Raw genomic sequence first — 21,531 nt, forward strand, 5'->3', positions numbered from 1 at the left:
TCACCAGACTTCGGATCACCAGACTTCGGATCACCAGACTTCGGATCACCAGACTTCGGATCACCAGACTTCGGATCACCAGACTTCGGATCGCCGGACTTCGGATCGCCAGACTTCTGCTCACCCGACTTCGGATCACCCGACTTCGGGTCACCCGACTTTGGCTCACCAGATTGGGGGTCGCCCATTGTTTGGTCTGCCATGTCACCAGCGGGGGATTTGTTGGTTTCGGGGTTTGCAGTCTCCGGTGGTTTTTGCGGTTGGTTCTTGTCTGGTGTGGTGTTTTTCATCTCTGATGGAGAGTCCGTCGAAGGCTCTTCTCCGCTCTTTGAAGAACTGCCGGTTTCTCTTTTATCACCTTCGGTGTTCGAAGGTTGAGGAGAGTCGTTTGCTGCATTTTCGGGAGTGTTCTCTTGTGGAGAGTCTCCTTTGGGGGACGATGGGTCGGACTTCGGATTCTCTCCCTTCATCTCCGGTGAATTTGCTGAAGGCATGTCACTTTGGGAATCAGATTGAGGGTCTCCATCCATCTTTGGTTGAGACGTTTTTCCAGGGGCGGGGTCTTTATTTTCCGCGCCGGGGGGCATTGGTGAATCAGCTGAGGGGTTGCCTGGAGACTCTGATTCGCTGTTCATTGGGGAATCGCTCATCGGGTCCCGCTTTGAATCGTCTGGCTGTTGCGGCCCCGATTTGTTCTCCTGATTCGGATCGGCGTCGCCGTTCGGCGCCGACTCTTTTTGTTGCGCTGGATCGGGTTGCTGTTCTGCGTCAGGATTCTTTTCTTTGTTCTTTTCGCTCCACTCAAGCAATTTCTTTAACGCTTGGTCATCTTCAGCCTTCTTAGTGTTTTTCGGTGAACTTCCGGTCCCGTTCTTCTGCGAGGTGTTCTCGGTGCGGTTTCCATTAGTCTCCGAATTTTGTTCTCCGGTTTGCTTTCCTTCTGCCGGATTCTCCTTGGATGACTTCTCCTTGTTTCCCGTTTCTTTCTGAGAAGCAGGGTCGTTTGCTCCCTTCTTCTCATTCGGAGTATTCTCTGGATTAGGTTGGTCGCCATCTGCGCCCTGTCCTGACTCACCTTTTTGAGAAGAGTCCCCTCTCTTGCCAGACTGGTCACGTTTCTCCGAGTCAGACATGTTCTTTTGATCTGGTGGACCGTTCTCCTGGTCACCTTCTTCTTGCTTGCCTCCATTTTGAGGCTCGCCCTGTTCGTTTGGATTCTTTTCCTGAGGGTTCTCTTCCTTAGATTCCTCAGGCATCTCGGAACCGTCTTTCGGAGGCGTCTGCTGTTGACGATCCTGCTGCTGCGGATCTGATTCATTCAACTGCTGTTGCAGGTTCTCTTCTTGCTCTTGAGTAAATTGTTCGGCCTGTTCTTCTTCGACTGGTTCGATGATATTGATGGTCACCTTGGAGGTTCTGGTCACATGCTTCGGAAGGTTGTCAAACGGCTCGAAGTTGTCTTCTGCTTCAAGAAAGAATTGCAGCTGATCGCCCGCTTTCAACTTGAGAGGCTTGAGATCGAATCGATATTTTGAACGGACCTCGGGAGCTTCCGGGCCTTCGAACAAGCGTGGAACATTCGGAAGCAGTTCGCCTTCTCGTTCTAGCTTCAACAGGACGCGCCGAAGCATGAAGTCTGGATCTCGAGCCTCGAAAGCGATCGGGATCACCGCATTTGCAGGGACATTGAGATCTTCGGTCGGGTACAGAATAGAGATCTCTGGCTTCAGATCCGGACGGATTTTGATGCGGTGAATAGTCGGTTGTGGGTCGGTTTCATCCGCTTCATTTCTGACTTGAATAAAGTAGTAGTTCGCAAAAGTTCCATCTTCCCGGAATTTGAGTCTCCAGCGTGCTTCGATCTGGTCGGGCCCCGTCTTCTGCATGTTGATCACGTCGGCTGTCTCTTCTGCGACGTCATTATCCGAGCGGAAGAGTTGAGCTGAACTGATGGGCATGTTTGTTTGCGCACGGACTGTAACGTAAACACCTTCCCAAGCGTCGATGGTGCTGGTCGATTGTGATTTGTCATCGAGCAGCATGTAGTCCGGGTAGTCGTACTCGATTGATGTGACCGTAGCGGAAGGGGGTTGCTTGATGCGAATCTGGTAAGTGTCAGAAACGGCATCGCCCGCTTCGATGCGGTATGTCAAATCTTTAAGGAGTCCTTCGCCGTTTGTACCTGTTAACCTCGCGCGGAACCGTGGAAGTCCTTCTCCGGTGTTGCGCATCGCGATGGGCTCATCAACGAAGCGATGGTCCGAAGTTGTGAACAGCAGCGAGACGTTCTCTGGAATTACTCCGCTGAGATCGACTGTGACATCGAGTTGATCTCTTGCGAGGACTTCATAATCTCCGGGAATGACTTCCAGTATTTCTGTTTTTGTCGATGCAGAGACAGAGGCAGCCGGGAAGAAAGCTCTCCAAACTGAGTTGGAAAGTTTCTTCGGAGAAAAAACGGTGTAAAGACACATGACGACGACGATGCCGAGAAGCACATAGGAGCTTCGCATCAAGAACCGACGGTCGACAGCTTGGTCGACATCCGCCTCCTTGATTTCGAGAGCAGTTCGCTTTTCAATCGCCTTGAGAATCTCAGGAGGAATCTCGCGACCCTCTTCGCGAAACTGAACCCAGGAGACGAGACTACTTTTGAGTTCGGGGTAGGATTCTTCGATTTCTTTGGCTGCGTAGAGAATGTTGACTTCGCGATAGAGTGGCAATGCGATTTTTGTCACGAGCCAGGTGACCGAGATCGCCCCGACGATTCCCAGCAAGATTGTTCTCGCGAGATCGCTCAATCCGCCCTGAATGATCCAGTGGTCAGCAATTGTGAAGACCAGCAAATATCCAGTCAGGAAGACCGCCAAAACGACGACAGCTGAGAGAACGTCTGTGTGATGAATCCCTGAGCGTGTTTTTTTGAGCTGATATTCGATAAATTCATCAAAGTCGACGTATTTTGAAGACGCTGACTTTTGAGGTTTCGATTTTGGATCGGCAACAGCCATCGACTCTTTCTCGTTAAGGGAAACTGGAGTCGTTTTGAATCGAGAGACCGCAACGGTGCAGACTCTATTTATTAGGAGATTTCTCCTACTATGATAGTCGACGCCCCGGCGATGGGGAATGTTTCAAATAAAATCGTCAATCCGGCAAAACTTTCGCTATCGGCAAAGTTGCCTGAATATTCCGACGCAAATTGCTACGGGATCAATCTGATTTAGAGTTTTTACTAAAGCAATGGATGCTGAAATGGATCGAACGGACTTACTTGAAGTTGCAACCGAGGCAGCCCGTTTAGGCGGTGCGATTCTTCAAGATTGGGCGGGGCGTTTTACCCCCCGTGAAAAAAGCCCTGCGAATCTTGTGACGGAAGCTGATCTTGCTTCTGAAAAAGCGATCTTTGAACTGATCTCATCAAAGTTTCCCGATCATCGCTTTCTCGGCGAAGAGGGACTTTTGCGGAACGAGGGGAATTCTCCTTATCGATGGATCATCGATCCACTCGACGGCACCTCAAACTATGTGCATAAATTTCCGTATTATGCTGTCTCCATTGGACTTGAGTGCGATGGAGAGCTGATTCTCGGAGTAATTTATGACCCGAATCGAGATGAAATGTTCACCGCGATTCAAGGGGAGGGGGCCAAAGTGAACGGACAGAAAATCGAAGTTTCTGTGATTGATGAGCTTTCAGCTGCGATGTGTATGGCGAGTTTGCCTATCAAGGCGAGTCGTGAGAACAAAGCTGTTCGTCGATTTCTCGAAGTTTTGGAAGCGGCCCAGACGGTGCAACGAACCGGGTCTGCAGCTTTGAATTTGTGTGCGGTGGCCTGTGGACGAATCGATTCGTTCTGGTCCACCAGTTTGAAGCCGTGGGACATGGCAGCTGGTGTTCTCATCGTCCGCGAAGCAGGTGGAAAAGTGACAACTTGCGAAGATCAGGAGTTCGATGTCAATGCCCCGAACATGCTGGCATCAAATGGAACTTCGTTACACGCTGAATTATCGGCACGATTGCAATATGCTGAATGAACAGGTCATCGTCACGAGTGATGCGTTGAACACTGCTCGTTGAAAGATCGTTAAAATCGGTGAAACGACTTGGTTGTCGAGTCTGACTCGGGGTAAGATGTTGATAGCGCAGGACGTGGCTATTGATTGGCAAACTTCAGTCTCGGCTGCGAGTCTTTCCCCGACAAATTGAAGCGCAGGTCTTGTGAAAAGTTTCCTCAATTTCATTCCGGATTCTTTCAGAAAAATTGCTCCTCTTGGTGAAAAAAACCGAGAAGCTTTGCGGTGGGGAATCCGTTGTGGACTGATTCTCATTTTGGCAGCACTCCTGCAAGTTCAACCAGCTTTCTCGCAGCAATCTCCACGTGAAACGCCACTTGAATCAAATGGCAATCAAAGTCCAAATGGAAGCCCGGCATCTGCGGCAGCGAGCCCAAATGCAGTGACAGAACCGGTCTCGACGAGTCAACCTGATCCGACAGAGGCACTTGTTCCGGACTTCTTTTTAGCAAGTGTTGCGCTCGATGCTGAAGTGGTCGATGATCGCGTCAAGGTCGAGGCGGACGTCGAGGTGGTGATCAACAAAGGTGTAGGCTGGCATTCCATACCTCTGCAGTTTAATCAAGCGCATATCTGGTCACGAGAATACGACGGACCGGGTGAGGAATCTCCTGACTTTTCTCCAAATCGCAGAGACGACGGCATTTACTGGATGCTGAAAGGCTTGGGGAAGCATCGTTTGAAATTTTCAATGTGGGTCCCCGTGAAACGTGAAGGGGTCCGTTCACAATTTGTTCTTTCGTTACCGCCCCTTTCAACGAACTTTGATACGCAACTCAAGCTGACAATTCCGGAAGCCAACGCTGCAATTGCGGCTTCTCAGAATCTTGAGATTCTCTCCACGAAACATTCCAAGACTTCGACCGAAGTCTCAGCGAGCGTCTCTCGGAATCACCTCGATTGCACCTGGACAGTCCCGCAAGGCACGGGAGCAACTGTTTCGAAAGTGCTGACGAACTTTCACTTGAAGCCTTCGACTGATTCGCTTGTTCTGGATGTCAAGCAATTTATCGATCTTCAACCACAGGCAACACGTGAATTGCTGATTCGTGTGCCAACTGATTTTGAAATTTTGAATTTAACCGGAAGGAATATTCGCCCATATTCCAAGGTCGAGGATCGCGACGGTTGGGTTCGAATTCCACTTATGGCTGACGCTTCTGCACGGATTGAGTTGCACTGGCTCTTGAGAAAGCAGATTTCCAAAGAGGGAGATAAGCTTACGATTGATGGGCTCGAAGTTGAAGGGGCTGTACAGGAAGGTGGAACGGTCCGCATTGACGAACTACCCGGTTATCGGATTCTCCCACAAAATGACGCATCTCGACTCGTCTTCCGAGTGAATATCGAAGAGATGAGCTTTACAGAGATGGAAAGCCCAAATAGCGTCTATGAGTTCTTACAACAGCCATTTCGACTCGTTCAAGAAATACAACCAGTCGAGCCGCTTCATTCTGTGACACCCATTTATGAAGTGAGGCTGAATCAGAAAAAAACGATGAGATTGATTGTTCATCAGCTTGTCGAAGTCGAGCGTGGATCTGTTTCGTCATTAACAATGAGATGGCCAGATTCTTCTACTGATGGATGGAAACTGAAGGGAAATTCGACCGACGCGGAGACATTGGCGGAGATCCCAACAACATTTAATGAACTGACGGATGGGATCACATTACAACTGGCAAGCCCGTTGTTGGCTGGCGAACATGTCCATTTGATTACGGAGTTTGAGCGTCCGGTTTCAATTCAAGATCGATCGGACCTCTCCTGGACTCTGCCGCAAATTCCTCAGCAGTACGTTCGAGGAAAGTTGATAGTCACAGAGCTGGCTGATGAGTTTAACCTCGCCTTCGATGAAGCTCTGGTCGAGAAATTGCCTTTGATCGAGAGCAAACACTACATCAACCAGATCGCAGATATCTGGAAAGTTTCTGATCCATTTCGGAACAAATTGCTCTCAAAAAATACTCGCATTGTCAAAACTGCGGATGCTGAGCGACTTCACGCAGTTGTGACTCAACATCAACAAAAAGTCACTGCGAAGACAACCGTTGAAGTTCAGGAAGCGACTCCGCGAGACTTGCTGATCAAACAAAAATTTGACCTTGAGGTTGAACATGGGCGATTGAAGTCCATTGACTTCAATATTCCAGCCTCTTTGCTGAAATATATTCAACCCACGAACGTCTCATCGAGTTTAGATGTTCGTCTCGCTGGGAAATCGTTAGATGATATTGTTCTGGTCGGTCCTGTTTTGAAAGTGTCGTTTCCAGAAGCGATCTTTGCTCAAAACACTCTCGAAATTCGCTATCGGTTTCCTTTCGATGACGATACTGATCTGCAGAATGTGAAGCTGCCGGTGGTTTCACTGTCTCAAGTCCCACTCACCGGAATCGAATGCCTCATCATTCCGATTGAAAACGTTCAGGTGACCCAAAACGCTTCTGGTTGGGCCCCGGTTCAGACATCTCCGCAAGGCGCCTTGTGGGTCAAGCAATCAGGGGGAAAGACGACATTTGAAATTCCATTATTAGTGGGAGGGACTCTTGTTGACTCCTCTCAACAGTATGTTGTCGATGTCGCAAATTTGTGGACACGATTTGAAGAAGATGGGAAATGTGAAACGTTTGCCCGATACGAAATTCTCTCCCCAAAATCACGTTTATTGATGACGTTCCCAAGTGGTTCTGAATTCAAGAGTATTCAGGTGGATGGTGTGCCGCTCACGGAATACGAAAACGACCGTGGGAAAATTGTGATCACTTTACCAGAGGGGACGCAAGAACGCCGCATTCTGGAATTGCAGTATCGAAACGATCGCCACTCAGCGTTTTCACTTGCAAATCCACAGGTCTTTGACTTTCCCGAGTTTTCTGAAAGTGTGTGGGTGAATGAAACTGTCTGGGAATTCAATCTGCCATTTGGTCATCATCTTTTCGAATACCCCGCACTCAAACCGTTATTTTCGTGGCGAAGAAACGGAATCGTCTGGGAACGACAAGCGAATCCCAGCTATCAGCTGGAACGGAAAGAACTTTTGAGTTCGATTCCAGAAATGTTTCAATTTCAGAATAATTACTATGCGTTTCGAGTCTATTCACCGATTCGAAAGGGTGCCTTCCGATCGATGAACCGCTCGCTCATTCTGTTGATTGGTGCTGGCTTTGCACTCGGGCTGGGATTTTTGTTCTATCACTTCCCAGCGACTCGCAACGTGTTCTCTTTCTTCGTTCTGGCATTCGCATTTGCTGTTGCCAGTTTGTGGTATCTCGAACCGATGTTACTACTGCTGCAGCCTGCCGGATTTGGTGTGTTACTGGCACTGACGGCGACTGTGATCGATGTTCGTATGAGACGACTTCATGCCGACCCTTCAGAGAGGCACAGCCGCCGCTCACGGCAGAGAGATCGTTTCGATGAGAATCCGGCGAGTGATCAATCCATCGGAGGAAATGCGATGGATGCGATTGACGGAACGACTCGGATCTATACGCCGACCGGGTCGAGTATCTCCAAAATTTCAAACGAATAGGAGGTTCGTCGATGCGCAGCTGGAATCTCTATATCTCTCTCATTCTCCTTTTGTTCGGACAGATTTGCTGGGCACAGCCTGCGCCGCAGGAATCGCAGGCCACCGGGAAAGCAAACTCCTCTCAAGATGCGAGTGCGCTTTCGGATTCATCGAATACCAGGTCGCACGCCGTCATAGAATCCGCCCGTTACGAGGCGACGTTTCAGGATGGAGACCTGACTGCCGGGACTTTTCATTGGGACTTGTTGCATCGTGGGGAACAGACTGCCTCAATCAATATCTCAGACGTCAACCTCGCGTTCAGAAACTTAACATCTAATGCGAAGCCGGCAGTCTGGGGGACAACGAAGAACGATACTCGTCTCGTTGTTGTTCGCCCATCGATGCAGCAGATCTCCGGAGACTGGAGCAAGCATGGCAAGTCTTATCCTGGGACTCATATTTTTGAGTGTCAATTTCCCCGAGCCACGCATACCGAACTTGTCGTTTCAATTCCGAATGGGAGTCAATTAGTCTCCTCCGTGGGGCACGTTTCATCGGCTCCCGCTCCAGGTCAGCCAGACCATTCATTATGGACCGTCGATCTTGGGAGGCATCAAACATCAACTATTCGGATTGTGACCGATAGGAATCCAACGGACTCGATCATTCCGAAGGTCACGATCGATACCATTCATGTCGCGCGGCAAGACGGAATCTTTGTTCAATGTCATTTCCTGGTCGATGGACTGACCAAGAAAACTCTTTCTGAACTTGAGTTTCTGGTCCCAACGACGCTCGTTGTTCAAACCGTCTCTTCAAGTGGGATTTCACTGCCGTTTGAACGCGACACCAAAACCCCCGGATTACTGAGAGTGACGGTCCCCGGAGTCGTCACACGTGGCCGACTGAGCCTGAGAATCCAAGGTTTTCAACCAGTGAGATGGGTTCGACCTCAGCGGTTTCCCGTCTTGAAATTAAGGTCGTCCTTGGAAACGAAACGAACGGCAAACATTCGGATCGAATCGCCACTCGAATTGCACAACATTCAGGCCAAAGGATTTTTTCAAACCGGATTGACCAATGAGCCTCGCGGAGAGGTTTGGCGCTTCGAGGCGTTCGAGGAAAGTCCTCAGCTGATCGTGGATCTTGGTCCTCCCAATTATGCACTCAGAAGTGAAATTCACTCGCTGCATTATCTGGACACGCCACTTCCCTGGGTTGTCTCGAAAATTTCAAGCATCGCGAAAAGCGGTCGGATGTTTACAACAACAATTTCAATCCCCGAAAAGTGGGTCGTTGTCGCTGTCGATTCTCTGGACCTGGATTCTGAAGTTTCAAGTTGGTCAGTCGAGCAAAGATTGTTGAGCGTCACTTTCAAGGAACCGATCTCAGCAGAATCGAGTAAGACGATTGAAATTCTGGCCCGCACCGAAATTCCGGAGTTTGATTCCGCCCAGCCGTTACCTGTTCCGGTCGTTCAAAATGCGACAACGAAGTCGATTCGCAGCGACTGGATTCTTCCGGAAGCTGTCGAGATTGATTTGACGTCAACGAACCAGTGGAACGAGGTGACGACAGAGTTTCACTTGGATCAGTTTTGGCAAAAATTGCAGCGACGACAAATCCAGTCGCCGCATAAGCTGCGAAGTTTTTTCAGCTCAAACGCCAACCTCGCAGCACTTCCGGACGTTCGGTTATTGCGAGCAACCGGTACGCGTGGCGGTCATTTGAGTGAAACTGATTCGGACCCTGCTTCATCTGTGCAGCAAGAGACCGAGACTTCCGAACCGAGCGTACTTCCGACATCGCGAATGTCGATCCTCACGCAAGCTGAATCACTTGATCATCCGGTCAATCCTAAGCTCGTACATCATGCGACGATTGAGGTTTTTGGACAAACAACTCCAGAGCAGTTGCAACTCCGACTTCCGGAGAATTGTCTTTTGTCTGCCGTTTCGATTGATGGTCGCTCGGTTACGGTCTATCGGGATGGAGAGCGGATTCGTTTCCCTAAAGGTATTTCTGCATTCTCTGAAGTTTCGGTGATTTACATTTCGACTGCGGAGCAGAAGTGGCTTCGCCAGCAATGCAATATTCCCTTACCAGTCACCGAACTTAAAACGACTCAGTTTGAATGGTCGCTCGAACTCCCTACCAAGCGGACCCTTACATCGGTGACTCTTCCAGATTCGGTGAGCGATACCAGAAGTCGTCGGTATTTCTTCGGCCCATTTTCAAACAGGAGCGACTCGTCTCTCGATTCCGAACTGGTTCTGAATGGAGATGTTTTAGCACAGACCGAGACCTCTCCTTCTGTCTCCGCTCGTGGAGCAAGAACGTATCATTTTCATTGTCTGACTTCTGCGAAATCGATCCAATTTGAATCCTGGGATGAATCACGTACCCAAAACGTCGCTTGGGCGGCGTTTCTTGCCTGCTTACTGATCGGAACTGGAGGACGCTTACTCCGATCTTCCGCCATCAGAAGGCTGAGTCCGTATTGGCTGTTAATTCTGATTTCCTTTCAGTTGATCTCAGTGAATGAGTGGTCACTGATTGGTGGTGCAATGCTGATCGGGTCATTCCTGTCCGTTTTGCTGCCTGTCGAATTTTTACGAATACCGGAGAACCAGCCTTCGAAAAAAATCATTCCAAATTTCGCAACAGTTTCGTTGTTCGCGATTGCGCTTCTCGCCTCATCGCTCAGCGCACAGGATGTTTCGGCACAGCGAGAAACTGTCAATTCGTCGGATTCAACAATCCCGTACTTATTGCGAGTAGTGCGTTACGAACTCATTCAGTCGACTCCCAGTAATCTATATCGTGCTCATCTGGAAGTGCTTACGCCAGTGACTGCAACCGAAACACTCGTCGAGCTTAAGTTTCAAGGAGTCGTTTTTCAGTCGGGGGCAGAATGTCTGATTGATGGAAAAGTGCAATCATTGATTCCGTCAATCGATGGGCAGGGCGTGATCGTGAAAATTCACAACACTCCGGATAGTCCCAATTCAGCATTTGACGCAGAATGGGAACGGCATACTGTCGAGTTTGATTTGAATTTCCGACAGGAAGCCTCGTCTACAATTCGGAGTTCCATTCCTCGAATCATTGACGCAACTTTGACTCTTCCCGAGGCAATGGATGTTGGGTCTGTGACACGAATGGGGCAAGTTCTCTCAAGTCAAAATGATTCAACAGTTCTTTCTGTGGGGCCGGTTCATAATTTTGCCATGCCCGCCATTGCCAGGCGGCCAATCGAAGAACGTTTGAATTTTTATACCCTTCTCAATATCTCGTCAGCGAGAATTACCGGCCAGCTTTATCTGGAACCGGTCGATGCTGAAAACTTTGAAGAAATCGTCTTGCAGTTGCCGCCAAAGCTTCTTGTTTCCCAAGTTGCCGGGCAATCGGTCGCTCAGTGGTTTCAATCTGTCGATGAGAACGGGGAGCGGCATCTTGTTGTTGAATCAAAAAACAACTCGTCGAGTGAAACGATTGTGGTTTCGTTTTCTCTTCCGATTCTCGTGAATCAAGTCGGCGAACTTGTTGTTCCCAAGCTGGACTGGTCAGCTGGAATGAAAACTCAGGTTCTCGGACTTAAAACTCCTCCTGGAATTTCTGTTGAACCTGTCGAAAACCAGCCGACACTTCAGTTTCTGATGGCTGAAGCATGGCCTCAAAACGATGCCTTCGGGCGAAGTCGACCGGTCCAGATTCTTGAGATGAAAGCGAACAACGTTCTCCGGTTGCGTCTTGCAGAGTCACACCCCGAGTCGTCTTATAGTGCTTATGAAAAAATCAATGTTTCACAATCTTCACTTGAATGGAGTGCGGATGTCGACATTGAGATTCAGCGACTTCCAACGTTTGTCCACGAGTTCCAGATCGATGGCGGAGTTCGAATTAATTCTGTTCGTTCACGTCTTCCTGGTGAAGAAACAGTATTTCGGTTTCATCAAAAAGGCGACCGTGTCTCGGTTTTCATTCCTGGAGGACAACTCGGTTTGCGAAAACTTGAGCTCGCAGGAGAAGGGCGGTTTTCATCTGAGATCTTCCGAGGCTTGCCAGAGCTTCGGCTGAACGATTCGAAAGTCAATGAGCGTTCATTAACGATTCTGGACAAAACAAACTGGGATATTGAGCTTAAAATGCCCGGCGGGACGACAGTGACCGAGCTGGCAATGAAACCTGAAGAATTCAATTCTCCGAGGACTATCGGAACGTTTCGCACAGAATTACAACTTCGTCCGACTCAAATTCGTTTGCAGCCGCCGCCAAGTGCAACACGTGTTGATGTTGCTTCGAGGTTGCATGTTGGCAACAACGATTCCTGGACTCTGGTCCAATTGCTACGGTTTTCGGGTGAGCAAACTCCTTTGAAGTCAGTCACTTTTTCCGTGCCAATGGCTTACGAGAATGTGCGTATCTCTCCAAGCTATTTCCGGAAAACTGCAAACGAGATGGGCAACACTATTGAATACACAATTCAGATTCCGGAGCGATTCTCGGATGGAGTCAGTATTCAGGTTTCGAGTCGCTTCCCGGATGAAATGAAAACGATACTCGAACAAAATTCCACCAGCGCTGTCGCTGTCGACGTCCCACGGATTCTCATCAGCTCTGCGCGAACGGCGTCACAGTTCTTTTTTATGAACGAGAACCGGACCGTCGCATTCCCTTCGGCAGGTGTCCTTGAGGTCCAGTCAAAGAACTTGCCTGAATGGATTCCGTTACAGTGGAAGGATGCGATCAGCCATGCAAATCTGCACGGATTCCAACTTCTTGAAGACTCACTTTTTCTTTCTCCGCTCAGAATGGAACAGGGAATTCAACAGGCAAAAATTCAGTATTCAGAGACAGCGGTCTGGCCTCAAGTCTCCGGAGAATTGCGAGGAGTTACCCGGCTCTGGGTTACAGGGTCGGAGTCAGTTCACTGCCCGTTGCCGTTTCAACCGTCTATTGAGCTCGATCACGTATATCTGGCAGACGGGACAGAAATTCCAATACTCGGCAGCGGCGGAGAACGTTCAGCGCATCTCGATTTGGATGACTCCGTTTCCGCAATTACGGTTCATTGGACAAGTGAAGCTCCGACGACGAATCAGATTCAAGTCCCCCTCTTGGAGAACGTGAAGACAAAAATTCCTCATCTGCTCGGAGTGGTTGAAACAGGGGATTTACACACCTCGAAGATAAAACAGGCTGATACGAATCAGATCGATATCTGGATTTTTCGTTGGAAATCGCTGCTGGAAATTTCGAAGTCTCTACAATCCCCTCTCCCTGTTGAGAGTGCTCTTCAGAAAGAGCTCAGAGAGTGCCAAGGGAGAATTCAAGAGATCGCTTCCAAAAATGTCCTTACTCTTGAACAGTCCGAGGCAATCGAACGTTACCGGGAAGAGTGGGCAAGCATCCTTAAAGACTTGACCATTTCGGTCGATTCCGTCACTGCCAATTCTCAAAGAACCGACTCCTCTTTTAGTCAGCTTTTTGATGTCCACAATGATTTTCAAAACATTCAATGGGTGACGTCAGATCAAAGTGAGGCAGGTCAGGTCCAGCTCTCGACGTTGTGGGCCTGGCCGCAATGGCTGCTTTGGTTCAGCAAGATCCTGGTCGTTTGTCTGGCGGGATATCTGTTCATTATGTTTCATTACCAGTTTGGACAGCTTGCGAAATGGGTCGAACGAAATTCTCCGGTGACCTTACTGGCAGTCGCAATCTTTTGGTTTCTTTTTCTCGATCCACAGATCGTTAGTTTTGTCTGTGTCTGCTTGGCGCTGTTCCTCTATCGTAACAAGGTGACAGGGCGCACATCCCGTGGTGCGAATGATCAGTCTGCTTCGACGCAGGAGATTTCCGTTCAACCCGCAGGACCAAGGGGCAGCAGCTGAGCAGAGAGGCGACTCTCGATACGCACACGTTCGCCATCACGCGAATCGTGCTCTCACCTCGCTGCAGAACCGGACTTTTCCTGATGAATCTTCTCTTTCAGACAGCTGTACATGCTGTCGCAGAGACGCGACTGATGTCAGGGGCGAGATCCGTGGAGCATTCTCTCTGAGGTCCCTTTGCTTTCTCGGCTGGAAAAACATGCGGTATTTGATCTATTCCAGATCTTCGCGTGTAAGAAGTACAATGCGAATTGTAGAAATTTGAATTTCGACCAAAGTCTGGTTGACCGATTTCGAAAAATGAACAGAATGCCTCTTACTCAACCGGCAAGTCACGCCGGTCGAACAACACAACTCCTTACAGCACAACAACTCACAGCACCTTGAAAAGCACGAGCAAAACTCCGGAAATCGAAGTCATTCACTAAGGTGATCTTCAACCTCCTTCAGGTTTTGTTCGAAACAGATCATTCGCTGTAAAGTCTCCTTACTCCACCTACACAATTCGTCATTGACGACGCAGCACTTTGTTGCACTTGCAATGAAATGTTGACGGGCAGGACGCCCTGTTTTCATGTTGACTCCCCTCCGACAACCCGGTTCAGTTTCCCTTCGCGGGCTGATCCCCTCAGCCAGTTTCGTTGGCTGTGCAGATATAACCGTTTCTTCGGTTGCAGCGCACAGCGACGAATGTACTCCGGGATGTCTCTTCGTTACCCTCCCTGGCCATCAAACCCACGGCCGAAAGTTTATTCCCCAAGCCCTTCAACGCGGGGCCGCGGCAATCCTCACTGATTTCCCACTCGCGGATATTTCCCTTCCTCAATGCATCGTTTCCGACGTTTCAAAAGCCTACGGTCAAATTTGCCACGGACTGTTCGGTGATCCCTCCCGTCATTTGGGAATCGCAGGGGTGACCGGCACGAATGGAAAAACAACGACCACCTGGATTTTGAGGTCCCTTCTCGAATATGCCTCGCGTCCAACAGGACTCATCGGGACGATCGAAAATTGTGATGGCATCCTTTCCGAGCCTTCCGTGCTCACAACCCCCAATGCCATGACAATCGCACAGCTTCTTGCAGCCATGCGGGAGCAAAAAACTCGATACGCAGCCATTGAACTCTCCAGCCACGCATTGGACCAATCGCGTCCCGCTGGTATGGGGATCGATGTTGCCATCGTTACAAACCTGACTCATGATCATTTGGATTATCACACGAATTTTGAGAATTACGTCGCTGCTAAAGCGAAGATTGTCGACTACTTAAAACCAGGCGGCATTCTTGTCTTAAATGCAGACGACGAGCACTGGGAAAGTCTGATTCCAGAGTTGAACCAGCAAGTGAGAACCCTCACTTACGGACAATCGGATGAAGCAGATGTAACCTTTGAGATTCTTGAAATGACGCCGCGAGGCTCCCGATTTCGAATCCATTTCGGTGTCGAGCGGATGATGTGTGAGACATCCTTGATCGGAGAACACAATATCGCGAACTGCGTTGCCGCCGCATGCGGGGCAATTCACCTTGGACTGACAACAGAAGAAATCTGCGAAGGATTCGCAGAGTGTGGACCTGTCCCCGGCCGCATGGAAGCGGTCGAGTGCGGACAGGATTACAGAGTCTTTGTTGACTATGCCCACACCGACGATGCCATTGCCAATGTCATTCAGTCGGTTCGGGAGATTTCCAAGAACCGTGTCATCATCGTCTGCGGTGCCGGAGGAGATCGCGACAGAACAAAGCGTTCCGCAATGGGACGTGCAGCTTCGCTTGCGGATGAAGTCATTCTGACGAGCGACAACCCCCGGACCGAATCACCTGAGCAGATTATTGACGACATCTTGTGTGGATTTGACGTTTCCGCAAATCCACCATTGATCGAATTTGATCGCCGAAAAGCAATACAACGTGCCATGAATTTGGCTCATCCTGGAGACACAGTTCTGGTGACCGGAAAAGGTCATGAGAAATTCCAAATCATTGGGGAGCAACGATTCCCTTTTGACGATGTAATGTCTTGCCGAGATGCAATTCTGCAAACAATTCGTGCTACTGGACAATCAAACTTTCCTGCGAAAGTGGCGGGATAATGAAGTGCTTCAATGAACAACAACTGGACTCGAAATAATGCGTGCGATTAGAGTCGATGAACTCCTCGCCGCAACAGGCGGAGTCCCGCAAGGACTTCCGGAGGACCTTCAGTTGATCTCACGGATTGAGATTGATTCAAGGAAGATCCAACCAGGTGACCTATTTTGGGCCTTGGACGGCGAAAGACATAACGGACATCATTACATTGATGAGGCCTTTCGAAACGGTGCAGTTGCTGCCGTTGTGGAAGAAGACCAAGTCGATGCTGACCGAACCATTCAAGTTCAAGACTCACTCATGTCGCTGTGGGACTTGGCAGACTGGTATCGAAAGCAATTCGATGCTCTGGTAATCGGAGTCACAGGTAGTGTCGGGAAAACAACAACTCGAAGAATGATCACGAGCGTCCTTTCTGCCCGATTCCAGGGAGTAGAAAGTCCGCGGAACTTTAATAACCAGTTTGGTGTTCCTCTCAGTTTACTTCAACTCGAAGATTTCCATGATTTTGGAGTGTTCGAGTTCGGGGCTTCGCAAGTCGGAGACATCGCCGATTTGACGGAAGTCGCTAATCCAGAAGTGGGAGTCATCACTGCAATCGGCCCCAGTCATCTTGATGACTTCGGTTCGTACGAAAACATTATTAAAACAAAAGGGGAACTCATCGAACGGCTTCCGGAAGGAGGCTTTGCAGTTCTCAACGGAGATGATCGAAACGTTCGCCAACTGGCACAGCTGGCGAAATGCCCTGTCATTCTGGTCGGCGAAAGAGAACACAACGACCTGATCGCAAAGAATGTCTCCGTCAGTAACCATCAGATCGAATTTGAGGTTGAGCAGTCCAGGTTTGCAATTCCTGTCACTGGTCGACATCACCTGACCGCTGCTCTGGTTGCTATCGCAATTGGACGTCAAATCGACATGAACGATGCTGAAATTCAGCAGGGCTTTCAGTCGTTTCAGGCGACTCCAGGGCGGTGCCTCATTCAAAAGGTCGGTCCTTGGACCATTATTGACGACACTTACAACGCCAATCCGATGTCCAGCTCCGCAGCGTGCCGGACACTTCGGGATTGGGAAACTCACGGAAAGAAAATTCTCCTAATTGGCGACATGCTCGCATTAGGAGAATGGAGCGAAGATTTTCATCACCTCCTTGGTGAAGAAGTGACACGCTCCAAGATTGATCGACTGATCTCGATCGGTTCACAGGCAGCAAACGTCGCAGGAAGCGCACGAAAAAATGGCATGGATGCCGGCTGCCTGGGAACCTGTCTTGATCAAGAAACAGCAATGATGTTGCTCAACTTATGGTTGGAACCGGGTGATGTGATCCTGATTAAAGGATCACGTGGAATGCAAATGGAAACATTCATTCCACGGCTCCAACAACTTGCTGAACAACAGCTTGCACAAGACTCCCCTCACGATTCCATTCAAAGAAAAGTGGCTTAATCAAGCCAAATACTCAGTCCTCATTTTCCTGAATTCAGAACTTGGATCCTGTTGCGCTGCTGTTGAGGTTGCGGGACTTCCACAGCACCGTCCCACTGGCGTCTCGGGGCGGTAAGCACCACAGGCGTAGGGCAGAGTGGTTACCTGGGTCGATCACTCCAATTCGCTGCTTCGCAGCAGGATCCATTTTAATAGCACATCTTTAACAAAACATATTCGAAAACAATCAACGAGATCTGCCTCGAGAAGTTCAGCGTTTTTCCTGAAAGAACCGTTTCTTCAATGGCATTCAATTTACTTCAAGTACACATCCCAAATTTATAATTGCCCACCTGAATAACAGCCTCCCCGGGAATGAAGTCTCATTCCCAACGCGAAATCCTCCCTCCTTGTCCTGACTCCTCCCTCCTCATGATCCCTTGGCTATTGCAACACCTTGTTCCCTTGGCGGAACAGATGGAACAACATGCGTCTGGCGATTCGCGAGTCTATTTGACTGCTCGAACCGCGATGGCTGCGATGACTTCGTTCCTGGCTGCGATTGTGATGGGACCCATGGCGATCAAATGGCTGAAAAGTCGTTGCCGCGAACGAATCGATAGTGCGTCAGAAACATTAAACCAGTTACACGCCGCGAAGCAGGATACCCCGACAATGGGGGGACTGTTCATCATCGCAGCGATTGTTATCTCGACCCTGATCTGGGGAGATTTAACAAACACATACGTTCAGATTGGCCTGTATGTCGCGATCTCGTTTACTGCCCTGGGAGCGGTGGATGACTGGACAAAGATCGGAAAGAAAACACGCGGGCTCAAAGCGAGACAGAAGTTTGTTGTGCAACTTGTACTCGCTGCAGTTGCGGTTACCTGGCTGTACTTTGAACAACGAGACAGAACACACGGCCTGGATTTGATCTGGCCGATCGGACAGTACGGAATTTGGTTAGGCGTTGGGTTCATCTTCTGGGGAGTTTTAGTACTCGTCGGAACCTCGAACGGTGTCAATCTGACCGATGGACTGGACGGATTGGCGAGTGGTTGTGTGGTGTTTGTAGGAACAGCCTTTGTCGCACTGACTTACCTCGCCGGTCACATGGTGATGGCAGACTACTTAAGCATTCCTTACATGGCAGGCTCTGGAGAATTGAGCATCGTCATGGGGGCACTTGTTGGAGCGGTCCTAGGATTTCTGTGGTTCAACTGTTACCCCGCACAAGTTTTTATGGGAGACACTGGATCACTTCCTATTGGAGCATTGCTGGCTTTAGCAGCTTTGGTCACCAGACAAGAGGTCATCCTGGTGATTGCCGGTGGTGTCTTCGTGATTGAAACATTGAGCGTGATTGCCCAGGTCGGGTGGTTCCGAATGACTGGAAACCGGCTGATCGCCTGTAGCCCCTTACATAACCACTTCGTCTTCAAAGGCGAACATGAAATCAAAATTGTGACACGATTCTGGATCGGCTCAGCACTGCTCGCCATCCTCAGTGTCGCCAGCCTGAAGATTCAATAATTCCTAAAATCCTAACTCACACTTTTTAGAACCAGTCCGAAAACTTGATTTTTAAATTTGCCTCGTGGCAAACAGTTTTTGCAATCGTGAAAGCATTTATCACAGGCAGATCAAGCAGCGGAAATGAACTCGTTCACTTCGTTTAATGCAGCGTAGGGAGAGAGGGAACGGAAGTCGATCCGGTTCTCGGATCGGATCGACTTCCAACCTTTTCCTGAGCTGAAAAATATAGCAGCCTGGCTGCAAACAGCCCTTCCCGGAAACACACCATGTCTCATCGTTCTGTCAGAGTTGGTCTCGTATTCGCAATAATGCTTGCGATGCTAGCCCCATCATGCAGTTCACTTACTTGGACTGGTACACACGATGGGATTCGATACAGCATCCATCGCGACAAACGAACACACGCTATTGTCAAAGGTGAAGATGGCTCGCTGATGTACGATTCTCCTGAATTGATCGTTCGTTATGAAGCAGGGCGACTCATTATCAATGGTGAGGAAAGTGGTTCTGTCAGCGAGGGAGATCATGTTGAGGTCACCGGTCTCGGCACGGTTTTAGTCAACGGACAACGCCGAGGCGACAAGTTGACCGGTCACGCAGCGATGCAAAAGCGACTTCAACAGGCTAAATCAATGCAGACACATTCCGAGGCAGAACTCGACTACAAAGCGAACAACGGCTAATTCGACACAAGCGTACATTCTAGAGCATCTTTCGAATTGGTTTGCAGGTTCTGCCTCGTGGCGAGCAGAGTGTGAAGTCATGAAAGTGAGCTTCACGAGCACGACCAGCAATCAAAATACTCTAAGTGTATGCACTACGCACAATGAATTTTAAGGCGTCGTAGGGAGAGAGGGACGGGAGTCGATGTGAAGCAATTCGCATCGACTCCCACCTTTTTACAGAGCTTCAAACACCTGCATCCCGCTCCAATGGTGTCGAGAAATTGTTTGTAGGACAAGACAAACGAACAACCCCGGTGGGCTGGTTCTCCCTCCTTGGATTTCGAACTCGTGTTCAAGTTTTGTCAGCGCGAATGAATGTTCCACGGCGGGAATCTATGTAGTTCGCACATTGGTTGTCGGTCGCCCCTCTCTGTTAGTACAGTATCTCTTCAGGTCATTCTTGACGTTCGTTCCAAGAAGACTTCCCATCAATTCTTCCGCCTGGGTAGAGAGATGCCAAAATTTCACGTCAAACGATCTATCTCGATCGATGCTTCTCCAGAGAAAGTCTTCGAAATTGTCTCTGACTATTCGACGTGGACGACATGGTCTCCCTGGTTGTGTGCTGAGCCAGATGCGAAGGTGACCGTCTCCAAAGATCCCGCCTCTGTCGGTTCAACGTATGCCTGGGAAGGAGAGATCACGGGAGCGGGCGAGATGGAACATCTCCGTCTTGAGCCGGGTCAAAAGATCGAAGACGAGATCCGTTTCCTGAAGCCGTTTAAATCGACTTCAAGTGTCTCGTTCGATATTGATGATGCTGATGGCAAGACTTCGCTGACATGGCACATGCGTGGAGCGATGCCGTGGTATATGTTCTGGATGGTTCCAATGATGGAAACGTTCATCGGCATGGACTACGAACGTGGTCTCAAGATGTTGAAAGAGTGGATCGAAACGGGCGAAATCGAGTCGAAGACGAACATTCGTGGAGTCGAATCGATCGGTCCGCTAAGAATGCTTGGCGTTCGCAAGCAATGTACATTCGACAACATCGGCTCTTCGATGGAATCTGCCTTCAAGGATGTCGCTGAGAAACTGGCTCAACATAACATACAAGTCGAAGGCGAAGGGATTTCTGTCTACCATCACATGGACGCCAAAGCACGAACGTTTGACTACACCAGTGGATTTCTTGTTCCGGACTCTATTGGAGAATTCCCAGCTGACTTTTCAACCTGGTCGATTCCAAAGGTACAAGCCCTCGTAACAGAGCATGTCGGGCGCTACGATCATCTCGGCAACGCCTGGAGCGCCGCAAACCAACATGCTCGATACAAAAAACTCAAGCAGAGCAAAGCGGGAGCATTTGAGGTTTACAAAAACAATTGTGATTCAACTCCACCTGCTGAGTTGCGTACAGTGATCTATTTGCCATTGAAATAGTCTACGGGTCCATCACGCACTGTGCGCGTCAATTTTCAACCAAAGACCTGACGCTGGTATTCTTACGGGTGCTTTCTTAAAGGAGGCATCGGCCTGGGAAATTTTAACTCGCGCAGTCAATTACAGTTCATCCGAATCATCGAATTCACTGAAACCCGAAACATCTTCATCGATCTCACCGTCAGTCAGTTTGGGAGATTTGCTTCGACGAAAAACGGCCACGACATCATCGATCGGAACAACGAACAAGACGTTGTTTGATTCCAAGTCGACGGGAATGGCGTTTTTGGGGTGAAAAAGTACCTTGTCGTACTTCGCGACAGGAAAGTCTTCATCATTTTGAATTTCGAGACTGATCTCGACGACACGCCCGGTGATAGTTGGAATCTCTGCTTGGTCAGGCAGAACAATCCCCCCCCGAGTCTGGTGTCGGTTTTCATCTTTTCGAATTAAAATCCGCGGTCCGAGCGGTTCGACAAAATCGTCCATATCCACTTCCCCCTATCTAAGAGGCCATAAACAACTGATACGACCTATTGTACGCAGTCCAGCCCTGAAAGACGAACGCCTCCTGTTTTCGGGTTCGGCATCGCCAATCCTGGAAACGACTTAAGAAGTCTTTAAGAACACCTCAGAAACGTGAATTTGGTCTGAAGACCACTCAAAAACGGGCGCATTGCTCTCCCAGCACCATGTTTGAGCCCAGTTCTCACGCCGAATCCGGTACCAGTTGGAGTTCAATTTCCTGAGAAAGGTAGCAATTTTGAGAGGGCTTTCAAGAAACCCTCTCATTATTGAGCCCACCAGGAAGAAACTTCAATGTATCGAACTTCAGAACGTCCAATTCACTACTGAAGGAAAAGGTGTCC

Annotated in this window: 10 protein-coding genes; 8 read left to right on the forward strand and 2 right to left on the reverse strand. The window is 49.3% G+C overall.

Annotated features, from left to right (window positions below; genetic code table 11):
* The coding region (locus ACN0YR_RS15425; protein ID WP_417850139.1) for a hypothetical protein at positions 1 to 3,011 on the reverse strand (3,011 nt) is incomplete at its 3' end.
* Between the two features lie 244 nt (positions 3,012 to 3,255).
* Here ACN0YR_RS15425 and ACN0YR_RS15430 point away from each other — a divergent pair.
* From ACN0YR_RS15430 to ACN0YR_RS15465, 8 genes are all read left to right on the forward strand, one after another.
* On the forward strand, positions 3,256 to 4,038 hold the full coding sequence (locus tag ACN0YR_RS15430) for an inositol monophosphatase family protein (RefSeq protein ID WP_417850140.1): 783 nt from the start codon (positions 3,256 to 3,258) through the stop codon (positions 4,036 to 4,038).
* Positions 4,039 to 4,333: 295 nt separating this feature from the next.
* Complete coding sequence (locus ACN0YR_RS15435; RefSeq protein ID WP_417850141.1) at positions 4,334 to 7,609, forward strand: hypothetical protein; 3,276 nt, start codon at positions 4,334 to 4,336, stop codon at positions 7,607 to 7,609.
* Positions 7,610 to 7,620: 11 nt separating this feature from the next.
* Positions 7,621 to 13,485: a hypothetical protein gene (locus ACN0YR_RS15440; RefSeq protein WP_417850142.1), complete on the forward strand. Its 5,865-nt coding sequence runs from the start codon at positions 7,621 to 7,623 to the stop codon at positions 13,483 to 13,485.
* Between the two features lie 574 nt (positions 13,486 to 14,059).
* Positions 14,060 to 15,580 (forward strand): UDP-N-acetylmuramoyl-L-alanyl-D-glutamate--2,6-diaminopimelate ligase, encoded by a 1,521-nt coding sequence (locus ACN0YR_RS15445; RefSeq protein WP_417850143.1) that lies wholly within the window; start codon positions 14,060 to 14,062, stop codon positions 15,578 to 15,580.
* A gap of 37 nt (positions 15,581 to 15,617) precedes the next feature.
* Positions 15,618 to 17,033 carry a UDP-N-acetylmuramoyl-tripeptide--D-alanyl-D-alanine ligase gene (locus ACN0YR_RS15450; RefSeq protein WP_417850144.1) on the forward strand — a complete coding sequence of 472 codons (1,416 nt, stop codon included), beginning with the start codon at positions 15,618 to 15,620 and terminating at the stop codon, positions 17,031 to 17,033.
* Between the two features lie 354 nt (positions 17,034 to 17,387).
* Positions 17,388 to 18,548 carry a phospho-N-acetylmuramoyl-pentapeptide-transferase gene (gene mraY / locus ACN0YR_RS15455; protein WP_417850145.1) on the forward strand — a complete coding sequence of 387 codons (1,161 nt, stop codon included), beginning with the start codon at positions 17,388 to 17,390 and terminating at the stop codon, positions 18,546 to 18,548.
* Positions 18,549 to 18,817: 269 nt separating this feature from the next.
* A complete protein-coding gene (locus tag ACN0YR_RS15460; protein ID WP_417850146.1) occupies positions 18,818 to 19,234 on the forward strand; it encodes a hypothetical protein in 417 nt (138 codons plus the stop codon).
* 495 nt (positions 19,235 to 19,729) lie between these two features.
* Positions 19,730 to 20,662, forward strand: a complete 933-nt coding sequence (locus tag ACN0YR_RS15465) for an SRPBCC family protein (RefSeq protein WP_417850147.1) — start codon at positions 19,730 to 19,732, stop codon at positions 20,660 to 20,662.
* A gap of 120 nt (positions 20,663 to 20,782) precedes the next feature.
* On the opposite strand, the gene ACN0YR_RS15470 is transcribed toward ACN0YR_RS15465, so the two are convergent.
* Positions 20,783 to 21,151 carry a co-chaperone GroES gene (locus ACN0YR_RS15470; protein WP_417850148.1) on the reverse strand — a complete coding sequence of 123 codons (369 nt, stop codon included), beginning with the start codon at positions 21,149 to 21,151 and terminating at the stop codon, positions 20,783 to 20,785.
* Between the last annotated feature and the right edge of the window lie 380 nt (positions 21,152 to 21,531).

It is taken from the genome of Thalassoglobus sp. (assembly GCF_048270125.1).
Classification (GTDB): Bacteria; Planctomycetota; Planctomycetia; order Planctomycetales; family Planctomycetaceae; genus Thalassoglobus.

Excerpts from the sequence above, each read along its gene's own strand:
- ACN0YR_RS15430 (WP_417850140.1), top strand. The coding sequence starts at position 3,256 with ATGGATCGAACGGACTTACTTGAAGTTGCAACCGAGGCAGCCCGTTTA.
- ACN0YR_RS15440 (WP_417850142.1), top strand. The coding sequence starts at position 7,621 with ATGCGCAGCTGGAATCTCTATATCTCTCTCATTCTCCTTTTGTTCGGA.
- ACN0YR_RS15445 (WP_417850143.1), top strand. The coding sequence starts at position 14,060 with ATGTTGACTCCCCTCCGACAACCCGGTTCAGTTTCCCTTCGCGGGCTG.
- ACN0YR_RS15450 (WP_417850144.1), top strand. The coding sequence starts at position 15,618 with ATGCGTGCGATTAGAGTCGATGAACTCCTCGCCGCAACAGGCGGAGTC.
- mraY (WP_417850145.1), top strand. The coding sequence starts at position 17,388 with ATGAAGTCTCATTCCCAACGCGAAATCCTCCCTCCTTGTCCTGACTCC.
- ACN0YR_RS15460 (WP_417850146.1), top strand. The coding sequence starts at position 18,818 with ATGTCTCATCGTTCTGTCAGAGTTGGTCTCGTATTCGCAATAATGCTT.
- ACN0YR_RS15465 (WP_417850147.1), top strand. The coding sequence starts at position 19,730 with ATGCCAAAATTTCACGTCAAACGATCTATCTCGATCGATGCTTCTCCA.
- ACN0YR_RS15470 (WP_417850148.1), bottom strand. The coding sequence starts at position 21,151 with ATGGACGATTTTGTCGAACCGCTCGGACCGCGGATTTTAATTCGAAAA.